14 protein-coding genes are annotated in these 18706 nt (G+C 37.0%); 13 read left to right on the top strand and 1 reads right to left on the bottom strand.

Going from position 1 to position 18706, the window contains the following annotated elements:
- The first annotated feature begins 4 nt into the window (after window positions 1-4).
- The 13 genes from LG296_RS16940 (at window position 5) to helD (ending at window position 17526) form a co-directional block, all read left to right on the top strand.
- A complete protein-coding gene (locus LG296_RS16940) occupies window positions 5-1183 on the top strand; it encodes a CamS family sex pheromone protein (protein ID WP_107935884.1) in 1179 nt (392 codons plus the stop codon).
- Window positions 1184-1602: 419 nt separating this feature from the next.
- The gene (gene gatC, locus LG296_RS16935) at window positions 1603-1896 is read left to right on the top strand and encodes an Asp-tRNA(Asn)/Glu-tRNA(Gln) amidotransferase subunit GatC (RefSeq protein ID WP_107935882.1); all 294 of its coding nucleotides are present in this window, start codon (window positions 1603-1605) and stop codon (window positions 1894-1896) included.
- 25 nt (window positions 1897-1921) lie between these two features.
- On the top strand, window positions 1922-3385 hold the full coding sequence (gene gatA / locus LG296_RS16930; protein ID WP_107935880.1) for an Asp-tRNA(Asn)/Glu-tRNA(Gln) amidotransferase subunit GatA: 1464 nt from the start codon (window positions 1922-1924) through the stop codon (window positions 3383-3385).
- A gap of 2 nt (window positions 3386-3387) precedes the next feature.
- Window positions 3388-4833, top strand: coding sequence for an Asp-tRNA(Asn)/Glu-tRNA(Gln) amidotransferase subunit GatB (gene gatB, locus LG296_RS16925; RefSeq protein WP_107935878.1), 1446 nt, complete (start codon window positions 3388-3390; stop codon window positions 4831-4833).
- A 144-nt stretch (window positions 4834-4977) separates the two neighbouring features.
- Entirely contained in the window at window positions 4978-5541 is a 564-nt protein-coding gene (locus LG296_RS16920; RefSeq protein WP_107935876.1) for a thioredoxin family protein, read from the top strand.
- A 113-nt stretch (window positions 5542-5654) separates the two neighbouring features.
- A complete protein-coding gene (locus tag LG296_RS16915; RefSeq protein ID WP_107935874.1) occupies window positions 5655-6581 on the top strand; it encodes a diacylglycerol kinase in 927 nt (308 codons plus the stop codon).
- Window positions 6582-8162: 1581 nt separating this feature from the next.
- Window positions 8163-9530 (top strand): 23S rRNA (uracil(1939)-C(5))-methyltransferase RlmD, encoded by a 1368-nt coding sequence (gene rlmD / locus LG296_RS16910; RefSeq protein ID WP_107935872.1) that lies wholly within the window; start codon window positions 8163-8165, stop codon window positions 9528-9530.
- Window positions 9531-10591: 1061 nt separating this feature from the next.
- On the top strand, window positions 10592-11446 hold the full coding sequence (locus LG296_RS16905) for a malate synthase (protein ID WP_107935870.1): 855 nt from the start codon (window positions 10592-10594) through the stop codon (window positions 11444-11446).
- 370 nt (window positions 11447-11816) lie between these two features.
- Window positions 11817-12800, top strand: coding sequence for a tRNA-dihydrouridine synthase (locus LG296_RS16900; RefSeq protein WP_107935868.1), 984 nt, complete (start codon window positions 11817-11819; stop codon window positions 12798-12800).
- A 120-nt stretch (window positions 12801-12920) separates the two neighbouring features.
- Window positions 12921-13265, top strand: coding sequence for a hypothetical protein (locus tag LG296_RS16895; RefSeq protein ID WP_251400935.1), 345 nt, complete (start codon window positions 12921-12923; stop codon window positions 13263-13265).
- Between the two features lie 102 nt (window positions 13266-13367).
- Window positions 13368-13535 (top strand): hypothetical protein, encoded by a 168-nt coding sequence (locus LG296_RS16890; protein WP_181418069.1) that lies wholly within the window; start codon window positions 13368-13370, stop codon window positions 13533-13535.
- A gap of 222 nt (window positions 13536-13757) precedes the next feature.
- Window positions 13758-14813, top strand: coding sequence for a LysM peptidoglycan-binding domain-containing C40 family peptidase (locus LG296_RS16885; protein WP_107935864.1), 1056 nt, complete (start codon window positions 13758-13760; stop codon window positions 14811-14813).
- Window positions 14814-15189: 376 nt separating this feature from the next.
- Window positions 15190-17526 (top strand): RNA polymerase recycling motor HelD, encoded by a 2337-nt coding sequence (helD, locus tag LG296_RS16880; RefSeq protein ID WP_107935862.1) that lies wholly within the window; start codon window positions 15190-15192, stop codon window positions 17524-17526.
- Between the two features lie 114 nt (window positions 17527-17640).
- Here helD and LG296_RS16875 read toward each other — a convergent pair whose 3' ends face one another.
- The gene (locus LG296_RS16875; RefSeq protein WP_107935859.1) at window positions 17641-18504 is read right to left on the bottom strand and encodes a LysM peptidoglycan-binding and 3D domain-containing protein; all 864 of its coding nucleotides are present in this window, start codon (window positions 18502-18504) and stop codon (window positions 17641-17643) included.
- Between the last annotated feature and the right edge of the window lie 202 nt (window positions 18505-18706).

Raw genomic sequence — 18706 nt, 5'->3', positions numbered from 1 at the left:
AACGATGAACCGATTTCGCTGGATTCCGGCGGTGGTCGTTGTTGCAATGCTAGCAGGTTGTGTGCCTTCCTTTAAAGAAGATACAGAAGTGTTAAAAGATACAGATGAAACTGAAAGCGTAATTGAAACGACAATCATCCCAAGTATGCAATTGAATGATAATTATTATAGAACGCTAGTACCTTATAAGGAAAGTGCTAGCCGTGGATTAGTCGTGTCAAATTTATATACAAAATATGACATTAAAGAAGTAGAAGAAGGTTTAATGCGACTTTCACAAAACGTATATGATACAGATAACTATTACTTCCAGGAAGGTCAGTATTTAGATACGGATACGGTTAAAAACTGGCTTGCAAGAAGTAATCAAAATCAAGATCAATCAGAAGAGCTACGAGGGTTAAATCCTCCTGATGTGGATGCAAATGGAACAGCATTAGATCCTGTAACAAGAGCACAAGAAGCACCGATCTATTTGGCTCACGTGATTGAACAAAATTATCTAGTTAAAACAGATGATAATAAAGTAAAGCTTGGTGGGATATCCATCGGTCTAGCCTTAAATTCAATTTATTACTACCAAAAAGAGCAATACGGCGATACATTTGAAGAACCAATTCCGGATACAGAGCTTGAACAAAAGGGCAAAGAGATTGCTGAACAAGTAATTTCGAGACTTCGTCAACGTCCAGAGCTTCAAGATGTACCAATTGTGATTGGTCTATTTAAACAGGCAGCTAATAACTCAATCGTTCCTGGAAGTTATTTTTCATTTAGCGTTTCGGACAAAGGTCAAAATGCTTTAGGAGATTGGCAGGGTATTAACGAGAAGTATGTGACCTTCCCAATGTCTTCACCAGAAGCACTCTATCGTGATGTAAATGACAGCTTCCTGAAGTTTAAGCAGGATATCGATGAATACTTCTCAAATTATACGAGTGTAATTGGTAGGGGCTTCTATCAAAACAATACGCTTCGTAAGCTATCGATCGAAGTGCCAATCCAATTTTACGGAACGACCGAAATCATTGGATTTACGCAGTATATATCAGGTGTCATCATGCAACATCTACCTGTTGATGTAGATATCGAAGTAAGCATCACATCCATTAATGGAGCGGAAGCATTAATCATAAAAGAACGAAACGAACAAGAACCCTTCGTTCATATCTACGACTACTAAAAAAGTGTAGCCCAACGCGGCTACACTTTTTTTGTGGTGAATTGTTTGTGTGCCAGGTACGTGGATAATTCGGAATATTCGAAATGTAATATGTACCTGGCACACAAACAGCACACAAACAATTTCAAATTCATATGTTTGAATTTATGGAAGATAAGGCGATAATAGAGTTTGATTCAATGTATTAAAATGGCAGAGTGAATTAATTATTTCCTATTGTGACGGACATTGACAGATAACTTCGGGATTTATCAAATTTCATGATTTATTTCACTGATATGATATTAAATGGAGTATTTGGATATCGGTATAAGAAAAGCCTGATTTCGCTATAATTGGCGAAAATCGTGTTTTTCTAAAACTAAAAATGGTACAATTAATGATTATTGCCACGTAGAGATTATCGGAGGTGTAAAGTTATGGCGAAATTATCAAAAGAAGAAGTAAAACACGTAGCACATTTAGCTCGTCTTGCTATTACTGATGAAGAGGCGGAAAAATTTGCAGACCAATTAGGGAAAATTACTGACTTCGCACAAACATTAAATGAGCTGGATACTACTAATGTGGAACCAACATCACACGTTTTACCTATCGTTAATGTAATGCGTGAAGACGTTGCACAAAAAGGTCTAGACCGTGAAGTAATGATGCAAAACGTTAAAGAACAAGTAGATGGTCAAGTAAAAGTACCAGCAATCTTAGAAGACTAATATAAGAGCAAAGGGAGGTAGCCTCATGACGTTATTCAAACTTTCATCAAAAGAATTACAAGAAGGCTTACATAACGGCGAATTTAAGATCGCTGATTTAACGAACGAAGCATTTGCTCGTATCGAAAACCTAGATAACGATGTACAAGCTTTCTTAGCTTTAAATAAAGAAAAAGCAACGGAACAAGCTGCTCAAATGGATCAAGTGCCATTCGAACAACGTGGTCCATTATTTGGTTTACCAATCGGTGTAAAAGACAATATTGTAACAGAAGGACTTGAAACAACTTGTGCTTCTAAAATTTTAGAGGGCTTTATGCCAATCTATGATGCAACTGTAGTTAAAAAACTACGTGAAGCAGGCATGGTAACGGTTGGAAAGCTTAACATGGATGAATTCGCTATGGGTTCTTCAAACGAGAACTCTGCATATAAAACAACTAAAAACCCTTGGAACCTAAATCATGTACCAGGTGGATCTTCAGGTGCATCTGCAGCTTCAGTGGCAGCAGGAGAAGTACCATTCTCATTAGGCTCTGATACTGGTGGTTCAATTCGCCAGCCAGCAGCTTATTGTGGTGTTGTAGGAATGAAGCCTACTTATGGTCGTGTATCTCGTTTTGGATTAGTAGCATTCGCTTCTTCGCTAGACCAGATCGGACCAATTACACGCAACGTCTATGATAATGCACTTCTTTTAGAAGCAATCGCTGGTGTAGACCCTAGCGACTCAACTTCAGCAGACGTACCGGTACCTAACTATGCATCGAAGCTAAATGGCGACATTAAAGGCTTACGTATTGCAGTACCAAAAGAATACCTTGGTGAAGGTGTTAAAGAAGAGGTTAAAAATTCAGTATTACAAGCCCTTGAAGTACTAAAAGGCTTAGGTGCTACGGTTGATGAAGTATCACTACCTCATTCTAAATACGCTTTAGCAGCTTACTATATTCTTTCTTCTTCTGAAGCTTCATCAAACCTTTCTCGTTTTGACGGTATCCGTTATGGCTTCCGTGCTGAAAACGTGAAGAACTTAATGGAGCTTTATAAAGAAACACGAGCACAGGGCTTTGGTGACGAAGTGAAACGTCGTATTATGCTAGGAACTTACTCATTAAGTGCTGGTACTTATGATGCTTACTACAAAAAAGCACAACAAGCACGTACTCTAATCAAACAAGATTATGATAAAGTGTTTGAAAACTATGATGTTATTATTGGACCAACTGCACCAACAGCAGCGTTCGAAATTGGCGCAAATATTGATGATCCAATGACGATGTATGCAAACGACATCTTAACGATTCCGATTAACCTTGCTGGCGTTCCTGCGATTTCAATTCCATGTGGATTTGATAATGGACTTCCATTAGGCTTACAAATTATCGGCAAACATTTTGACGAGGAAACAATCTATCGCACTGCTTACGCTTATGAGCAAGCAACAGATTTCAATACTCAAACTCCTCAAATTTGGGAGGGTAAATAATTATGAACTTTGAAACAGTTATTGGTTTAGAGGTACACGTTGAGTTAAAAACAAATTCTAAAATATTCTCTCCAGCACCAAACCATTTCGGTGCAGAGCCAAATACAAACACTACAGTAATCGACCTTGGTTACCCAGGTGTATTACCTGTATTGAATAAAAACGTTGTAGATTATGCTATGAAGGCTGCTCTTGCACTTAACATGGATATCAACCAACAAACAAAATTTGACCGTAAAAACTATTTCTATCCTGACAATCCGAAAGCATATCAAATCTCGCAATTTGATAAACCAATCGGTGAAAATGGCTGGATTGAAATTGAAATCGAAGGTACAGATGGTCAACCAGGCTATACGAAAAAGATCGGTATTACTCGTCTTCATATGGAAGAAGATGCTGGTAAACTAACGCATGGCGATGGCTATTCATTAGTAGACTTTAACCGTCAGGGAACGCCACTTGTGGAAATCGTATCTGAGCCAGATATCCGCACAGCAGCAGAGGCATATGCATATCTTGAAAAATTAAAAGCAATTATTCAATATACAGGTGTTTCTGATGTACGTATGGAAGAGGGGTCACTTCGTTGTGATGCCAATATTTCGATTCGTCCTTATGGTCAAGAAGAATTCGGTACAAAAGCCGAGCTTAAAAATTTAAACTCATTCAACTTTGTACGAAAAGGTATCGAGCATGAAGAAGTTCGCCAAGCAGAAGTATTAATGTCTGGTGGCGAAATCCAGCAAGAAACTCGTCGTTTTGATGAGAAAACGGGTAAAACAATCTTAATGCGTGTTAAAGAAGGAACAGATGATTACCGTTACTTCCCAGAGCCAGACTTAGTGGACCTTAATATCGATGATGAATGGTTAGAAAGAGTTAGAGCTTCTATTCCTGAGCTTCCAGATGCTCGTAAAAAACGCTATGTTGAAGAACTTGGCTTAAATAACTACGATGCAAGCGTTCTTGTTGTTAACAAAGTCATTTCAGATTTCTTTGATGAAATGGTAGCACTTGGAGCAGACTCAAAGCTTTCTGCTAACTGGTTAATGGGTGACGTGTCAGCGTACTTAAACGCAGAACAAAAAGAGCTTGCTGATACACCATTAACACCTGAAAACTTAAGCGGTATGGTGAAGTTAATTGCAGATGGAACGATTTCATCTAAAATCGCGAAAAAAGTATTCACTGAGCTTGTGAAAAATGGTGGAGATGCTAACGAAATCGTAAAAGCAAAAGGATTAGTTCAAATCTCTGATGCATCTGTTTTACTTGGTTTAGTTACAGAAGTTCTTGATGCAAATGCTCAATCTATTGAAGACTTTAAAAACGGGAAAGACCGTGCGATAGGCTTCTTAGTAGGCCAAATCATGAAGGCTTCAAAAGGACAAGCAAACCCACCAATGGTGAACAAAATCTTGCTTGAAGAAATCAATAAAAGATAGAATCAATTACCGTTCTAAATAAGCCTCTATGAGCTAAAAAGTGAATTTAGCTTATAGGGGCTTTTCTCCGGTTACAAACAGAAAAATTGTATTTCTATAAAATCCAATGCAAAATGGAATTATTAAGGAAAAGGAGGTTCATTTATGAAAACTGAACAACAATATTTTGAAGAATCATTGACAATGGCTGAATACATGGAGCAAATGACGACTAAATTAAAGGAACCTAGCTTTAAGGTTTATGAAAGCTTCAACGTCAATTCAGAAGATGAAGTCATTCAATTATTACAAGCAAAAAAACCACATATTTTAGCAATAACTGAAGACTGGTGTGGGGATGCTATGTTAAACAACCCAGTAATCCGCAAAATTGCAGAAGCAGCTGAATTAGAAATTCGTTGTGCATTCCGTGATGCAGATACGGATTTAATCGATCGCTATTTAACGAATGGTGGACGAGCAATTCCAATTTATCTATTCTTGAACGATCAAGGTGAAGTAATTGCGAAATGGGGGCCTCGTGCACCAGAATTACAGCAGCTTGTAATGGAAATGCGTGCTGAGCTTCCAGAAAAAGACGACCCTTCATTTGAACAAAAACAAAAAGAGTTGTATACTAACTTGCAGGTGAAATTTGTAAAAGACCCACAATGTGCTACTTGGGTTTACGAAGATGTAAAGACGGTCATTTCGAAAGCGTTATTATAATATAGAGTTAGGTGAAGTTCTCTTCAATTTCAAAAATATTTTCTGCGATTGAAGGGAACCTTTTTACGCCTAAATATGTTTTTACATAATAAAAGGTATAGGATGGAAAAAATATGAGAAGAGCGAGAATCATTTATAATCCGACATCGGGGAGAGAGCTGTTTCGAAAGAATTTGCCTGAGGTATTAGAAAAACTTGAAATAGCAGGCTATGAAACATCTTGTCATGCAACAACCTGTGAAGGGGACGCGCGAGTAGCTGCTGCCCATGCTGTAGAACGTGGTTTTGATATTATTATTGCTGCTGGCGGTGACGGTACATTAAATGAAGTTGTAGCTGGAATGAGCCCTTATGAAAAGAGGCCAAAGTTAGGCATCGTACCAATGGGAACAACAAATGATTTTGCCCGAGCAATCCGAGTTCCTAGAAAAATTGACGAAGCAATCGATATTATTGTTAAAGGCGACACAATTCCAGTTGATGTTGGATTAATAAATGATGACCGCTACTTCATCAATATTGCTGCAGGTGGTCGCATTACTGAGTTAACTTACGAAGTACCAAGCAAAATGAAAACGATACTGGGACAGCTTGCCTACTACTTAAAGGGTATCGAGATGATCCCATCCATTAAAGCGACAACAATGCGAATTGAATACGATGACGAGGTATTTGAAGGTGAAGCCATGATGTTCTTATGTGGTCTCACGAATTCAGTAGGTGGATTTGAAAAAATCGCCCCAGATGCAAGTATTAATGATGGTCTCTTCACAATGATGATTCTAAAAAAATGTAACATCGCAGATTTTATAAGAATCGCATCACTGGCTTTACGCGGAGAGCATCTAAATGATCCAAACTTAATCTACAAAAAGGCAAGTGTCGTTAAAGTTACATCAACAATCGACGAAGAAGAGATTCACATCAATCTAGATGGTGAATACGGAGGCGATGCACCTGTAACCTTTACCAACCTAAAAAGACATATCGATGTGTTCGTCCCATTAGAAGACATCCGAGATTTAGATCGAGTGGAATAAAATAACAAATCTAACCCATATAGCAGTTGAGCGGCTCGGCTCACTGTTGTATGGGTTTTTAATTTTTGAGGAAACACACCGGGGTATTATCGGATGGTATTGGATGAAACGCATTGAGAAGGTGGGGTTTGGAGGAGATGCATTTCATAAGGTGGATGAACTGCGTTAGGGTAGTGAATTTTTGATTGAGATGCGTTTCATAGAGTGGTTGAAACGTGTTGGGAAGTGAATTTTTGGTTGAGGTGCGTTTCATAGAGCGATGAAACGTGTTGGGAAGTGAATTTTTGATTGAGATCCGTTTCATGAGGTGGATGAACTGCATTAGGGTAGTGAATTTTGATTGAGATGCGTTTCATAGATCAGGTGAAACGTGTTGGGAAGTGAATTTTTGAATGTAATGCGTTTCATAGGGTAGATGAAACGCTGTAAGAGAGAGTTTTTTCTACCATGTGGAGCGACTTACGTTCTGAATCGTAGTAAAGAGACTGGCTTTGCTACAATGTAAAGTGGTTTGCGTTCTGAATCGTAATAAAGTGACTGTTTTTGCTACCGTGTGGAGCGGTTTACCGCTTGAATCGGAGTAAAGAGGCTGGCTTTGCTACCATGTGGAGCGGCTTACGTTCTGAATCGTAGTAAAGAGAATGTTTTTGCTACCATGTGGAGCGACTTACGTTCTGAATCGTAGTAAAGAGACTGGCTTTGCTACCACGTAGAGTGGTTTGCATTCTGAATCGTAGTAAAGAGACTGGTTTTGCTCACAGTTGTATGTTTTTTCTTCAAACTAAAGTTATTTTGCGCCTGCCGTAAGCTTTCGGCGCAGAAAAAAATTCAACTCAATTACTGTTGAGTGTTATTAAGTTAATAAATTTTTTATAATAGAATTCAACTTTTCATTAAAAGTTATTTTGCGCCTGCCGCAAGCTTTCGGCGCAGAAAAAGAACTCAACTCAATTACTGTTGAGTGTTATTAAGTTAATGAATTTTTTATAATAGAATTCAACTTTTCATTAAAAGTTATTTTGCGCCTGCCGCAAGCTTTCGGCGCAGAAAAAGAATTCAACTGAATTTACTTTTGAGTGTTATTGAATCAATGAATTCTTTAGGAAAGAGTTCACTTTTCATTTGTTGATTTTTTGCGCCTGCCGCAAGCTTTCGGCGCAGAAAGAGAATTCAACTCAATTACTGTTGAGTGTTATTAAGTTAATAAATTTTTTATAATAGAATTCAACTTTTCATTAAAAGTTATTTTGCGCCTGCCGCAAGCTTTCGCCGCAGAAAAAGAATTCAACTGAATTTACTTTTAAGTGTTATTAAATCAATGAATTTTTTAGGAAAGAGTTCACTTTTCATTTGTTGATTTTTTGCGCCTGCCGCAAGCTTTCAGCGCAGAAAAAGAATTCAACTCAATTACTGCTGAGTGTTATTAAGTTAATAAATTTTTTATAATAGAATTCAACTTTTCATTAAAAGTTATTTTGCGCCTGCCGCAAGCTTTCGGCGCAGAAAATAAATCCAACTCAACTTACTGTTGAGTTGGATTTATTTTTGCTACAATAGAGTAACTGAAATGGAGGACGGAAGATGGTAGCACCAGTTAAGAAGAATGATCGTATGACGGTATATATAGAAGATTTGACGCATGATGGGAATGGCGTGGCGAAGGTTGATGGGTATCCTTTGTTTATTCAAGGGGCATTACCTGAGGAAACGGTTGAAGTTCATGTGCTAAAAACGTTAAAGAACTACGGTTTTGCGAAAATCGTAGATATTATAAAAGAATCACCTGACAGAGTGAAGGCGCCTTGTATTTATTTTGGTCAATGTGGAGGTTGCCAGGTTCAGCATTTGTCGTATGAAGGGCAATTGAAGTGGAAGGAAAGTATGGTTCGCAATGTGATGCAACGAATTGGCAAGATAGATGCGCCTGTACTGCCTGTAAAAGGGATGCAGGATCCTTGGAATTACCGAAACAAGTCTCAAATTCCATTTTCAATGACCGAAACCGGTCCTATTGCAGGCTTTTACAAATCTAAGTCACATGAAATTGTGGATATGGAACGTTGTTTAATTCAGGTGAGTGAAGCAGATACCATGATGGCTACCTTGAAAAAAGAGCTTATGGAAATCGGATTGCAGCCTTATAACGAAGCTTCTCATCAGGGAATGCTGCGCCATGTGGTTGTTCGTAAAGGTCGTGCAACTGAGGAAGTAATGGTAGTTCTCGTTACAAATAAACATAAATTCTCTCAAAAAGATGAGGCAATTGCATTAATTCAAAAGCTTATTCCGAATGTAACTTCGATTGTTCAAAACATTAACATCGAAAAAACAAATGTCATTCTTGGAAATGAAACAGTGACACTTTGGGGGAAAGATTTCATCGAGGATACGATTGGCGACGTTCGCTTTGAAATTTCAGCTCGATCGTTCTATCAAGTGAACCCAGTTCAAACAGAAGTTCTATACAAGCAGGCATTAGATTATGCGCAGTTGACGGGAAATGAAAGAGTAATTGATGCTTACTGTGGCATCGGAACAATTTCTTTATTCCTAGCACAAAAAGCAAAATCTGTTATGGGTGTTGAAATCGTTGAGCAAGCTATTGAAGATGCAAAACGCAATGCGGAAATCAACGGATTCACTAACACTTACTTTGAAGCTGGACCAGCAGAAGAAGTAATCCCACGCTGGTACGCAGATGGGAAAGAAGCAGACGTTCTAGTAGTCGATCCACCTCGCAAAGGATGCGACGAAGCATTGTTATCAACAATCATCGAGCAAAAGCCAAAACGTGTAGTGTATGTATCGTGTAACCCAGGAACATTAGCCCGTGATCTTCGCTTCCTAGAAGACGGCGGCTATAAAACAATGGAAATCCAACCGGTGGACATGTTCCCTCAAACAACGCATGTCGAGTGTGTTGCGAAGTTGATTTTAGAAGAAAACTGAAGCTTAATAAAATATATTGAAATTTGAGACTCGAATACGATTATTGTATTCGAGTTTTTTTAGTGGTAAAAATGCTTTTGTACGTTGAATTGTGAGTTTAATGGGATTAAAAGGTTTCGCTCTCATAGATTGGGAGGGAAGATTGAGAGCCAGGTTTGTAAAATAGAAGGGAAAATTTCGCTTATTTAAAAAATATAGTGAAAAATAGTCTAAATAGCCGAAGAAAATTCCCTTAACGTCTTGAAAAATGAGGAAATGAGTGATTTTTCTTATGATAAGCGGAAAATATTCCCTTATTTACCTTCAAAACGAGTTTTATTCTGCAAATAACCGGAAAAATTACGCTTATTTACTTTCGCTAGTTACATTGTTACATATTTAAAATTCATTAAGCTTATTGAAAAAGAAATGAGATGGAAGGGTATCATTCAATCTGTTTGTTATCTTCATAGAAAACCTTATTAAATGCTCGCATCCAACTTTGCTGCTGAAATTTTAGGAACGATAGAAGATAAACTCTGTCATTGTATCAGATTGGAACGGTTTGTTTGAGTTTTTCAAGATGAATGTTCGGTCTGAAATTCTTGTTATTCACTCTCAAGATCTTTCTGAATATTGTTTCGGTAGTTTATCTACCGTCAGGAAGTAAACTTACTCAGTAGTGAGTATGTTCATCTCTTATTAGCTTGGTTTCTTAAATATCGTTGGGATAGATTTTTAAAGAGCATTCCAGAAATTTTGAGGCTTTTAGGAGGCATTTATTTCGTAGCTATTTTAATGATTAAAGAGAATAAATTTCCATTTTACCTCACAATGAATTTTGCTGTCAACAAGAAATTTGTAAAATCTTCAGAAAAATGTTATAATAGTCTTACAATTGTTTTATTCAATCGTATTCGTAATTCCGGTGTATTGAATTATGGATACGTTTTTTTATATCCATTTTAATATCAAAGAATAATTTAAACAGTTGTGTGCACTTGAAACGAAGTTAGTGGAATGAAATTATCAATTTACTATCAAAGTAACCGAATTTCTATTCTACAAGGAGGATTTTAATAATGAATCTAATTAATAAGAAAGTAACACACAAGCGTTTTGGCATGGGGAGTATAGTTAAACAAAATGAGTCTAGTATTGAAATAAATTTCGCAACGGAAAATAAAAAGTTTATTTTTCCAGATGTATTTGGAAAGCACCTACAATTACATGACAAAAATGTTGCGGACTCACTTGAAAAAATTATACAAAAAAAGGAAGTTGAACTAAGGGAGGAAGAATGGAGGAAGAGAGAGGAAAAAAAGCTATATCAAAAAAATAGGGAACTTCGCTTGGAGCATGAAAAACTTATGAAAAATCATAAACTCCATCCAGAATCACAAATGGTTTTTTGGTGTGACACAGAAGAACAGATTAGTTCTTTTTCTGAGTGGAAAGTTTTTTCAGGTGTAATAAAGAGCGGTAATAATAAGGGGAATACAGTCAAACCCATCCGCTTGTACCAAAATAGCGCCGTCCTGTTAACCGAAATTGATTCAAGCGGGACTGAAAAAAACAGACGTATTTTAGGTGTCTATATGGTAAAAGAAGATTTTATTGGTAAGCTTTGTAAAGATGGAAATATTCCTGCCCATTCAAAATACAGACTCAAGCTTTCAGAACAGGAATCGGATCAGATGCTTTTTTGGAATTATTACGTAAATGAAAAATCCCCCCACAAAATGACATGGAATACAGGTAAACACCGTTATTTTGATAATTTAAGGATGGCTCAAATTTTAATCGATATAGTTGAGTTGAAAAGTGACCCAAAGGAACGAGAACTTGCACAACAATTTTTAAAACATTTTTGTAAAATGAATCAGATATCAGTCCAAGACATACCGAAGCCGGATGGAGCATTGATGCATATTTAGCTATTAACATAAAAATTAATATGAAACATTCGAATCCAACCTATTGCATATTTTGCTATTTAAAAATAAAGACCATAAAATTTAGAACTTAACTCCGCCCCATATTGTTCTACCAAATGCAGGCTAGATACTGTGGAAGAGTTATAATTTGAATAGAAAAGCAGTTGTTATAGGCAAAAATCTATATCATCTGCTTTTTTGTTTAAAAAAATACCATTCAGAGCAGATTTTCGTTAAAATAAAGATTGCCGAATTTCGCAGCTTAGTTTTTTCGTAAATGATTTAAGTTTAAATAGAGTAAAACAATTGGTTTGGTATTTTTGGCAGATGGTTTAAAGTTTTCACCATAGTGAGAGGATTTGAGTTAGAAATGATAGATAATTTTTGGCGTGACTTGCCACGACCGTTTTTTGTACTTGCACCAATGGAGGATGTGACGGATGTTGTTTTTCGTCATGTAGTTAGTGCGGCCGGTCGACCAGATGTATTTTTTACAGAGTTTACAAACTCGGATAGTTATTGTCATCCAGAAGGCATGAAAAGTGTTCGTGGCCGGTTGACTTTTACAGAAGATGAGCAGCCAATGGTGGCGCATATTTGGGGAGATAATCCTGAATATTTTCGTCAAATGAGTATTGGTATGGCAGAGCTTGGCTTTAAGGGTGTTGATATCAATATGGGATGTCCTGTGCCGAATGTTGCCTCTAGAGGGAAGGGCAGTGGTCTTATTCTACATCCAGAGACTGCAGCAGAACTTATTCAAGCGGCAAAAGCGGGTGGACTTCCTGTCAGCGTGAAAACAAGACTGGGCTTTTATGAAGTTAGTGAGTGGGAAGAGTGGCTAACACATATCTTAAAGCAGGATATTGCAAACCTTTCTATTCATTTACGTACAAGAAAAGAAATGAGCCAAGTCGATGCCCATTGGGAGCTGATTCCTGAGATTAAAAAGCTTCGTGATCGTATTGCGCCCGATACGCTTCTAACAATCAATGGGGATATACCTGACCGTAAAACTGGGCTTGAGCTTGTTGAAAAGTATGGTGTTGATGGCGTTATGATTGGACGAGGTATTTTTAAAAATCCTTTTGCCTTTGAAAAGGAACCAAGAGAGCATAGCCCTGAAGAATACCTTGATCTTTTGAGATTGCAGCTTGATCTTCAAGATCAATATGCAGAAGAAGTGCCTCGTTCAATCTCTGGCCTTCATCGCTTTTTCAAAATTTATGTCAAAGGATTCCGTGGAGCTGGTGAATTAAGAAACCAATTGATGAACACGAAATCTACAGATGAAGTGCGAGCATTGCTCGATAATTTTAGAAAAGATGTAGATGAGACAGGAACAGTAGAATAACTTTTTTGCAAAATAGAATGGCTAGTATGGCAGTGGTTTCGAACTGACTCCTACTAGTCATTTTTTTTTGTAAATATAGTAAGAATATTCGAAACTTATACCGAAATATTCCGTCAATTAATGGGGAAACAATATGTTCAAGGGGGAATGGAATTGGTCGGTTTATTTAATCTCGGAAGTCTTATCTTAGGCTTGGTTGCTTGGATACTTCCGATTATAAATTTATTGAGGTACCAAAAGCATGAGAATAAAAATTGGTTTATTTTATCTATTGTGAGTGTTACTGCCTGTGCTTTTTCACTGAGTCTTCAAATTTTTTATAACTATCATTTAGTGAAAATTGAAGATTGGGCGGCGTTAATGGACACTACAGGTGGTGTAGTAATGGCAACCATAGTACTTCTTTTTTCTACAGTTATTTTAAACGCAGTAACCTTAATGGTATATCGTAATCGAATGGTTTAGTATACGGATATTAACTGGGAGGATAAAAAATACGTAAGCTATAATGCATTTACTAGTTATGGTAAAATTTAAAATAGGGAAAATGTTGGGAGTGATGGAGGGATGGACCTAGTTTTATTAAGTCTTGCTGGTTTGGGAGTACTTTATCTCATTATTTCATTTGCAGTTCGATTTGGCATTGATTCATCAAAGCAGGTGAGATCCTTGAGGAAAGAGCTGCACGAAATCAAAAAACAGCTAAAGGATATAGAAAGCTCTACAAAAGAGTAAATTACATAATGACAAACATGTGTACATCTCGTTTAGGATTTACGCATTTTTTATTTTAAAATAAAGTCCCAATTATATAAGGATTATTCAAAAGAAGGTATTCGGTTTGTGGAATACCTTCTTTTCGCGTTTGAAGGGTGTGTTTTTAAAGGAATAAAAAAATCATTAAAAGCCAATATAACCTTTAAGTAACGGAAAAATAAAATTATAGGGAGAGTGACTATGAGGAAATTTTTACGAATGACAATTGGTTTCATGTTAGTGCTTGGCTTATGTATAAGTGGAACGATTAGTACTAATGCTCAAGTGCAATCTGTTCCGAATGCAGGTGTGTTTATCAATGGAAAGGTTGTCAGTGGTATAAATCCGATTATTGAAAATGGTGTGTATTACTTACCATTTATAGATTTAGCTAAAATTTTAAATTACAATAGCATCAAGTTTGAAGAAAAAACAAAGACCTACGAAATAACGGATGGTTCTACGGTTATACGAATAACGATGGGTGGAACAAGAGCTAAAAAGGGAAATGAATATATAAATGTTGAGCCTCCACGATGGATTAATGAAACACCGTATGTTTCACTTCATACTGGTGGTGCGATATTTAACTCCTATATTACTTTTAAGAAAGAAAATGGTTCGATTCAAATTCAAAATCCAGCAACAAAATATATCGTGCATACAGGAGATACGCTATTTAACATTGCTCGCATTCACCATATTACGGTTGATGAGCTGAAAAAAGCAAACAATCTAACGACAAATATCATCCATGATGGACAAGTCTTAAATTTACCAAGCCCAGATGCATCTAAAGGGGAAATGGAGCCTGTAAAAGAGAAGGAGCCAGTCAAAAATGATAGCAAAGATACGGTTGCACAGCAAATAGCGTCAATTCTGGCAGATGCCAAGAAATACATTGGTGCAAAATACAAGTATGGTGCTACATTAGCAGAAGCGCCAAATATGTTTGACTGTTCTTCTTACACGCAGTATGTCTTTGGAAATTCCGGTATTCAGCTTCCGAGGGTTTCAAGAGATCAAGCTAGTAAGGGTGTATCAGTTGCGACGTCTAATCTAAAAGCTGGAGATTTAATGTTCTTCACTATGAAGGACACTTATACGGACGGACGTGTAGCCCATGTTGGTATTTATATGGGAGATGGTAGTATGATTCATGCTTCTACGTCGAAGGGTGTTATGATTTCGACGAATGTTTTACAAAATCCTTATTGGTCTAAGAACTATCTATTCTCTAAACGTGTGGTTCAATAATTAATTACAGGGAAGGGTAATAGCTCTTTCCTGTTTTTTTATATTGGTAAAAAAAATTGGATTACTCATTTTCTAAAGTTCTTCTAAGGGATTTTAGAATAATTTTTTGTAAAGGTGTCAGTCCGAGATGATTGATGCTTTTTTAGTTGAAATTATTTTTAAAGGGTATTTAAATCAGGAGGAAAAAATTAGCTGGCTTAAAGAAGGAGGAAATGACAAGAATAGAAAAACAATTAAATTGAAATAGATGAAGACATATGATAATCTTATAAGGATATATGTACTTTTATTCCAAAAAGGTAATATATTCCCTATTATTATTTTATATTATATTTATAAATTAGTCAACCATAAAGTTTGAAAAGGAGTGTTTGCTTTGAATTCGGAATTTCAGCAGGAGCAACAACGAGTTGACAGTGTGATGCAAACAATTGCAAATCAAATTCGTAACCTGGAAGAAGAGACATCTCGTAGACGGGATGAAGTGGTGAATATTCGCAGGCACTTTTGGGATGAAGTTAAGGTAAATACCGATACTTTCGATGATTATCTTGAAACAGTTATTGGATTGAGACAAGAAGCGCAAAATCTCTCCGTAACTCAGAGTACGCATAGACATGCTTCTAAGAGGCTATCAACACTGCAACGAATGCAGGAAATTCCTTATTTCGGTAGGATTGATCTCATCGAAGAAGGGCTATCAACACAGGAGCAAATATTTATAGGGATTTCTTCACTGACAGATGAAAGTGGCGATAATTTTCTTATTTATGACTGGAGAGCTCCGATTTCAAGTGTCTATTACGATTACCAGCCTGGGCCAATTCAATATAAAACCCCTGGTGGCATCGTTCGAGGTGACCTGAAGAAAAAGTGGCAATATCTTATTCGCGGTGGAGTTCTTCAATCCATGTTCGATACTAGTCTCACTATTGGAGATGAGATATTACAGCAAGTTCTGGGCAAGGGCTCTGACAAACATATGCATAATATAGTTGCAACAATTCAGCAAGAGCAAAACCAAATTATTCGTCATGATAGTGGGAAACTACTTGTTGTTCATGGAGCAGCTGGAAGTGGAAAAACATCGGCAGCACTCCAAAGAATTGCTTATTTACTCTATAAATATCGAGATACTCTAAAGGCCGATCAAATCATTTTATTTTCGCCGAATTCATTATTTAACAGCTATGTGTCAAATGTGCTGCCAGAGCTTGGTGAAGAGAATATGCAGCAGGTGACTTTTCAGGATTATTTGAATCAGCGATTGAGTAAGGATTTTAAAGTAGAAAATCCCTTCGAGCAGCTAGAGTATATTTTAACTGCAGAGCATTCAAGTCTATACAAAGCTAGGGTAAAAGGCATCCAATTCAAAGCATCTGTTACTTTTTTTGAGGCAATTGATGCCTATAGACAATCGCTAGAGCAATCGGGGATGTTATTCAAGGATATTGTATTTAGAGGGATGTCTATTGTGAGTGGTGAGAAAATTGCCTCCAGATTTTATAATACAGACACCTCACTCCGCTTCCATAACAGACTGGAAAAGCTAAAGGATTGGTTAATTCAGCAAATAAATGCTGCTGAAAAAGGAGAATTGCATAAACAATGGGTGCAGGAAGAAATTGAACTTCTTAGTAATGAAGAATATGAAAAGGCCCGTATCCACTTAGCTAAAAAACGAGGGTTTAAAAAAGAAGAAATAGCTGATTACGAGGTTGAGCCTGAAGCACTTGCAAAATTGATTGTTCGACAAAAATTTAAACCTATAAGAAATAGAGTGCAGGCATATCATTTCGTAGACATTAAGGGAATATATAAAAATCTTTTTGCTAATCCATTGCAAATAAAACAATTTATAGCAGAAGAAGTACCAGCAAAATGGGAAGAAATTTGCCGAGCTACAATAGAGCAATTGGAAAAGGGACGGCTTTCTTATGAAGATGCAACGCCCTATTTACTTATCAAAGAACTCATTCAAGGATTTCAAGCGAACCGTGCGATTAAACAAATACTGGTTGATGAGGCACAGGATTATTCACCATTTCAATTTGAGTTTTTAAAACGACTGTTTCCTTCTGCGAGGGTGACAGTGCTAGGTGATTTTAATCAGGCAATATTCGCCCATGCCAGTCAATCGATTGATTTTCAAACGTTATCAGGTATCTATGGAGAAGACGAAACAGAAGTGATTAACATGACTCGCAGCTATCGATCCACAAAGCCGATTATTGAATTTACGCGTAGGCTTGTCCCAAATGGAGCTAACATTATTCCTTTTGAGCGTGAAGGAGAGAAGCCTGTTCTGACACAAGTATCCAGCCACCCAGAATTACACAGCTGTATTGCTTTTAAGGTAGAGGCTTTGCGAAAGCTTCAATATAATAGTATAGCAATAATATGTAAATCAGCGGAGGAAAGTGAACGGGCATATGAGGCCTTATCTGATATTGAAAATATTAAGCTTTTGAAAAGTGGCTCTTTTGAATACGAGCAGGGTGTTGTTATAATCCCATCCTATTTATCCAAAGGAATTGAATTCGATGCTGTCATTATTTATGATGCATCAGAGGAAATATATGGTGACGAAAGCTTACGTCGAGTTTTCTACACAGCATGTACTAGAGCAATGCACTATTTACAGCTTTATAGTATTGGTGAACCGAGTGAATTTATGGAAAAGGCTTTAACAGAAGGCTTTATTGATGCTTAAAGCAAGAGATTTACTGAATTTAATCAAATAGAAAGCAAAAAGGAACCTAAATTGGTTCCTTTTTTGCATTATGGACTTGATATAGAAAGGCCAAAGGTAAGCTCGATAAAAATATTAATCTAGTATTGTCACTTTTAGTTGTTTAACCCCAAAATTAATCGCTTCTTGTTTTGATGGAATGAAGACATCGATTTTGTTACCTTTAATGCCGCCACCAGTGTCACCTGCAATTGCTTCACCATAGCCTTCAACAAAAACTTTACTTCCCAATGGAATAACAGTTGGGTCTACAGAAATCACTTTTGCATCAGGGTTTTCCAAAAGGTTTATTCCAGTAGAGGTAATGCCTGTACATCCCTCACAAGAAGCAGTATAAGCTGTAGCTTCGACCATAATTTCCTTTGCACCTTCAGTTTGGGCTGGAGCAGAAGATTCGGGAGCACTTTCTTTTACAGCTTCATTATTTGATACTGGCGCAGTTGCTTCACCTGTAGGTTGTGTAGTACTTGATACTGGAGCAGCTGTCTTAGGTGCATCATCGGAATTGTTTGTTGCTGGAACTGACTCTTTAGACTTTTGAGCAGGAGCAGCTACAGTTGAAGTTCCTTTAACAGCAGAAGCCTTTGCTCCTACATAGATTACTAGATTTAATCCAGGGTGAATAAGATCAGTCTGTAAATTATTCCAGTCTTTTATTTGAGAAACAGTTACATCATGCTCAATAGCGATATCCCATAAAGTGTCGCCGAGTTTAACTGTATGTTGTTTTTCTTTTGCAATCGTTAATAAATCCCCAGGGTAAATAAGGTCACTTGTGAGATGATTCACTGTTTGGATAGTCTCGACAGTTGTATTATTCTCACGTGCTAACCCCCAAAGAGTATCTCCCTTTTCTACGGTAATAGTTGATGCCTGTGCAGTCGCACCTACAGTTAAGAGTGCAGCTACTGGTACAATCGTTATGATTTTTTTAAACAATTATCCATCCTCCAAATTCTAGGTTGCTATTTTCGAGGATAATCGTAACATAGAATTTTTCGAGAAAAAGAACAAGCAGGTGTTAATTCGTTTACACAAATGGCAATTAGATTGCAGGAATGTTTCTTGGGTTAAACTGAATGCGGGGAAGCAATGAGGAGAAAAAATAAGTAAGTATGCTTTCATTTTAAATAGGAAGTAA

The sequence above is a fragment of the Ureibacillus chungkukjangi genome (assembly GCF_044795995.1).
GTDB classification, from domain to species: Bacteria; Bacillota; Bacilli; order Bacillales_A; family Planococcaceae; genus Ureibacillus; species Ureibacillus chungkukjangi.
The sequence above is the reverse complement of the archived record's forward strand: the minus strand, read 5'-3'. Positions and strand labels throughout refer to the sequence as shown.

Excerpts from the sequence above, each read along its gene's own strand:
- LG296_RS16920 (WP_107935876.1), top strand. The coding sequence starts at position 4,978 with ATGAAAACTGAACAACAATATTTTGAAGAATCATTGACAATGGCTGAA.
- LG296_RS16900 (WP_107935868.1), top strand. The coding sequence starts at position 11,817 with ATGATAGATAATTTTTGGCGTGACTTGCCACGACCGTTTTTTGTACTT.
- gatB (WP_107935878.1), top strand. The coding sequence starts at position 3,388 with ATGAACTTTGAAACAGTTATTGGTTTAGAGGTACACGTTGAGTTAAAA.
- LG296_RS16915 (WP_107935874.1), top strand. The coding sequence starts at position 5,655 with ATGAGAAGAGCGAGAATCATTTATAATCCGACATCGGGGAGAGAGCTG.
- gatA (WP_107935880.1), top strand. The coding sequence starts at position 1,922 with ATGACGTTATTCAAACTTTCATCAAAAGAATTACAAGAAGGCTTACAT.
- LG296_RS16905 (WP_107935870.1), top strand. The coding sequence starts at position 10,592 with ATGAATCTAATTAATAAGAAAGTAACACACAAGCGTTTTGGCATGGGG.
- LG296_RS16940 (WP_107935884.1), top strand. The coding sequence starts at position 5 with ATGAACCGATTTCGCTGGATTCCGGCGGTGGTCGTTGTTGCAATGCTA.
- rlmD (WP_107935872.1), top strand. The coding sequence starts at position 8,163 with ATGGTAGCACCAGTTAAGAAGAATGATCGTATGACGGTATATATAGAA.
- gatC (WP_107935882.1), top strand. The coding sequence starts at position 1,603 with ATGGCGAAATTATCAAAAGAAGAAGTAAAACACGTAGCACATTTAGCT.
- LG296_RS16885 (WP_107935864.1), top strand. The coding sequence starts at position 13,758 with ATGAGGAAATTTTTACGAATGACAATTGGTTTCATGTTAGTGCTTGGC.
- LG296_RS16895 (WP_251400935.1), top strand. The coding sequence starts at position 12,921 with ATGGGGAAACAATATGTTCAAGGGGGAATGGAATTGGTCGGTTTATTT.
- LG296_RS16890 (WP_181418069.1), top strand. The coding sequence starts at position 13,368 with ATGGACCTAGTTTTATTAAGTCTTGCTGGTTTGGGAGTACTTTATCTC.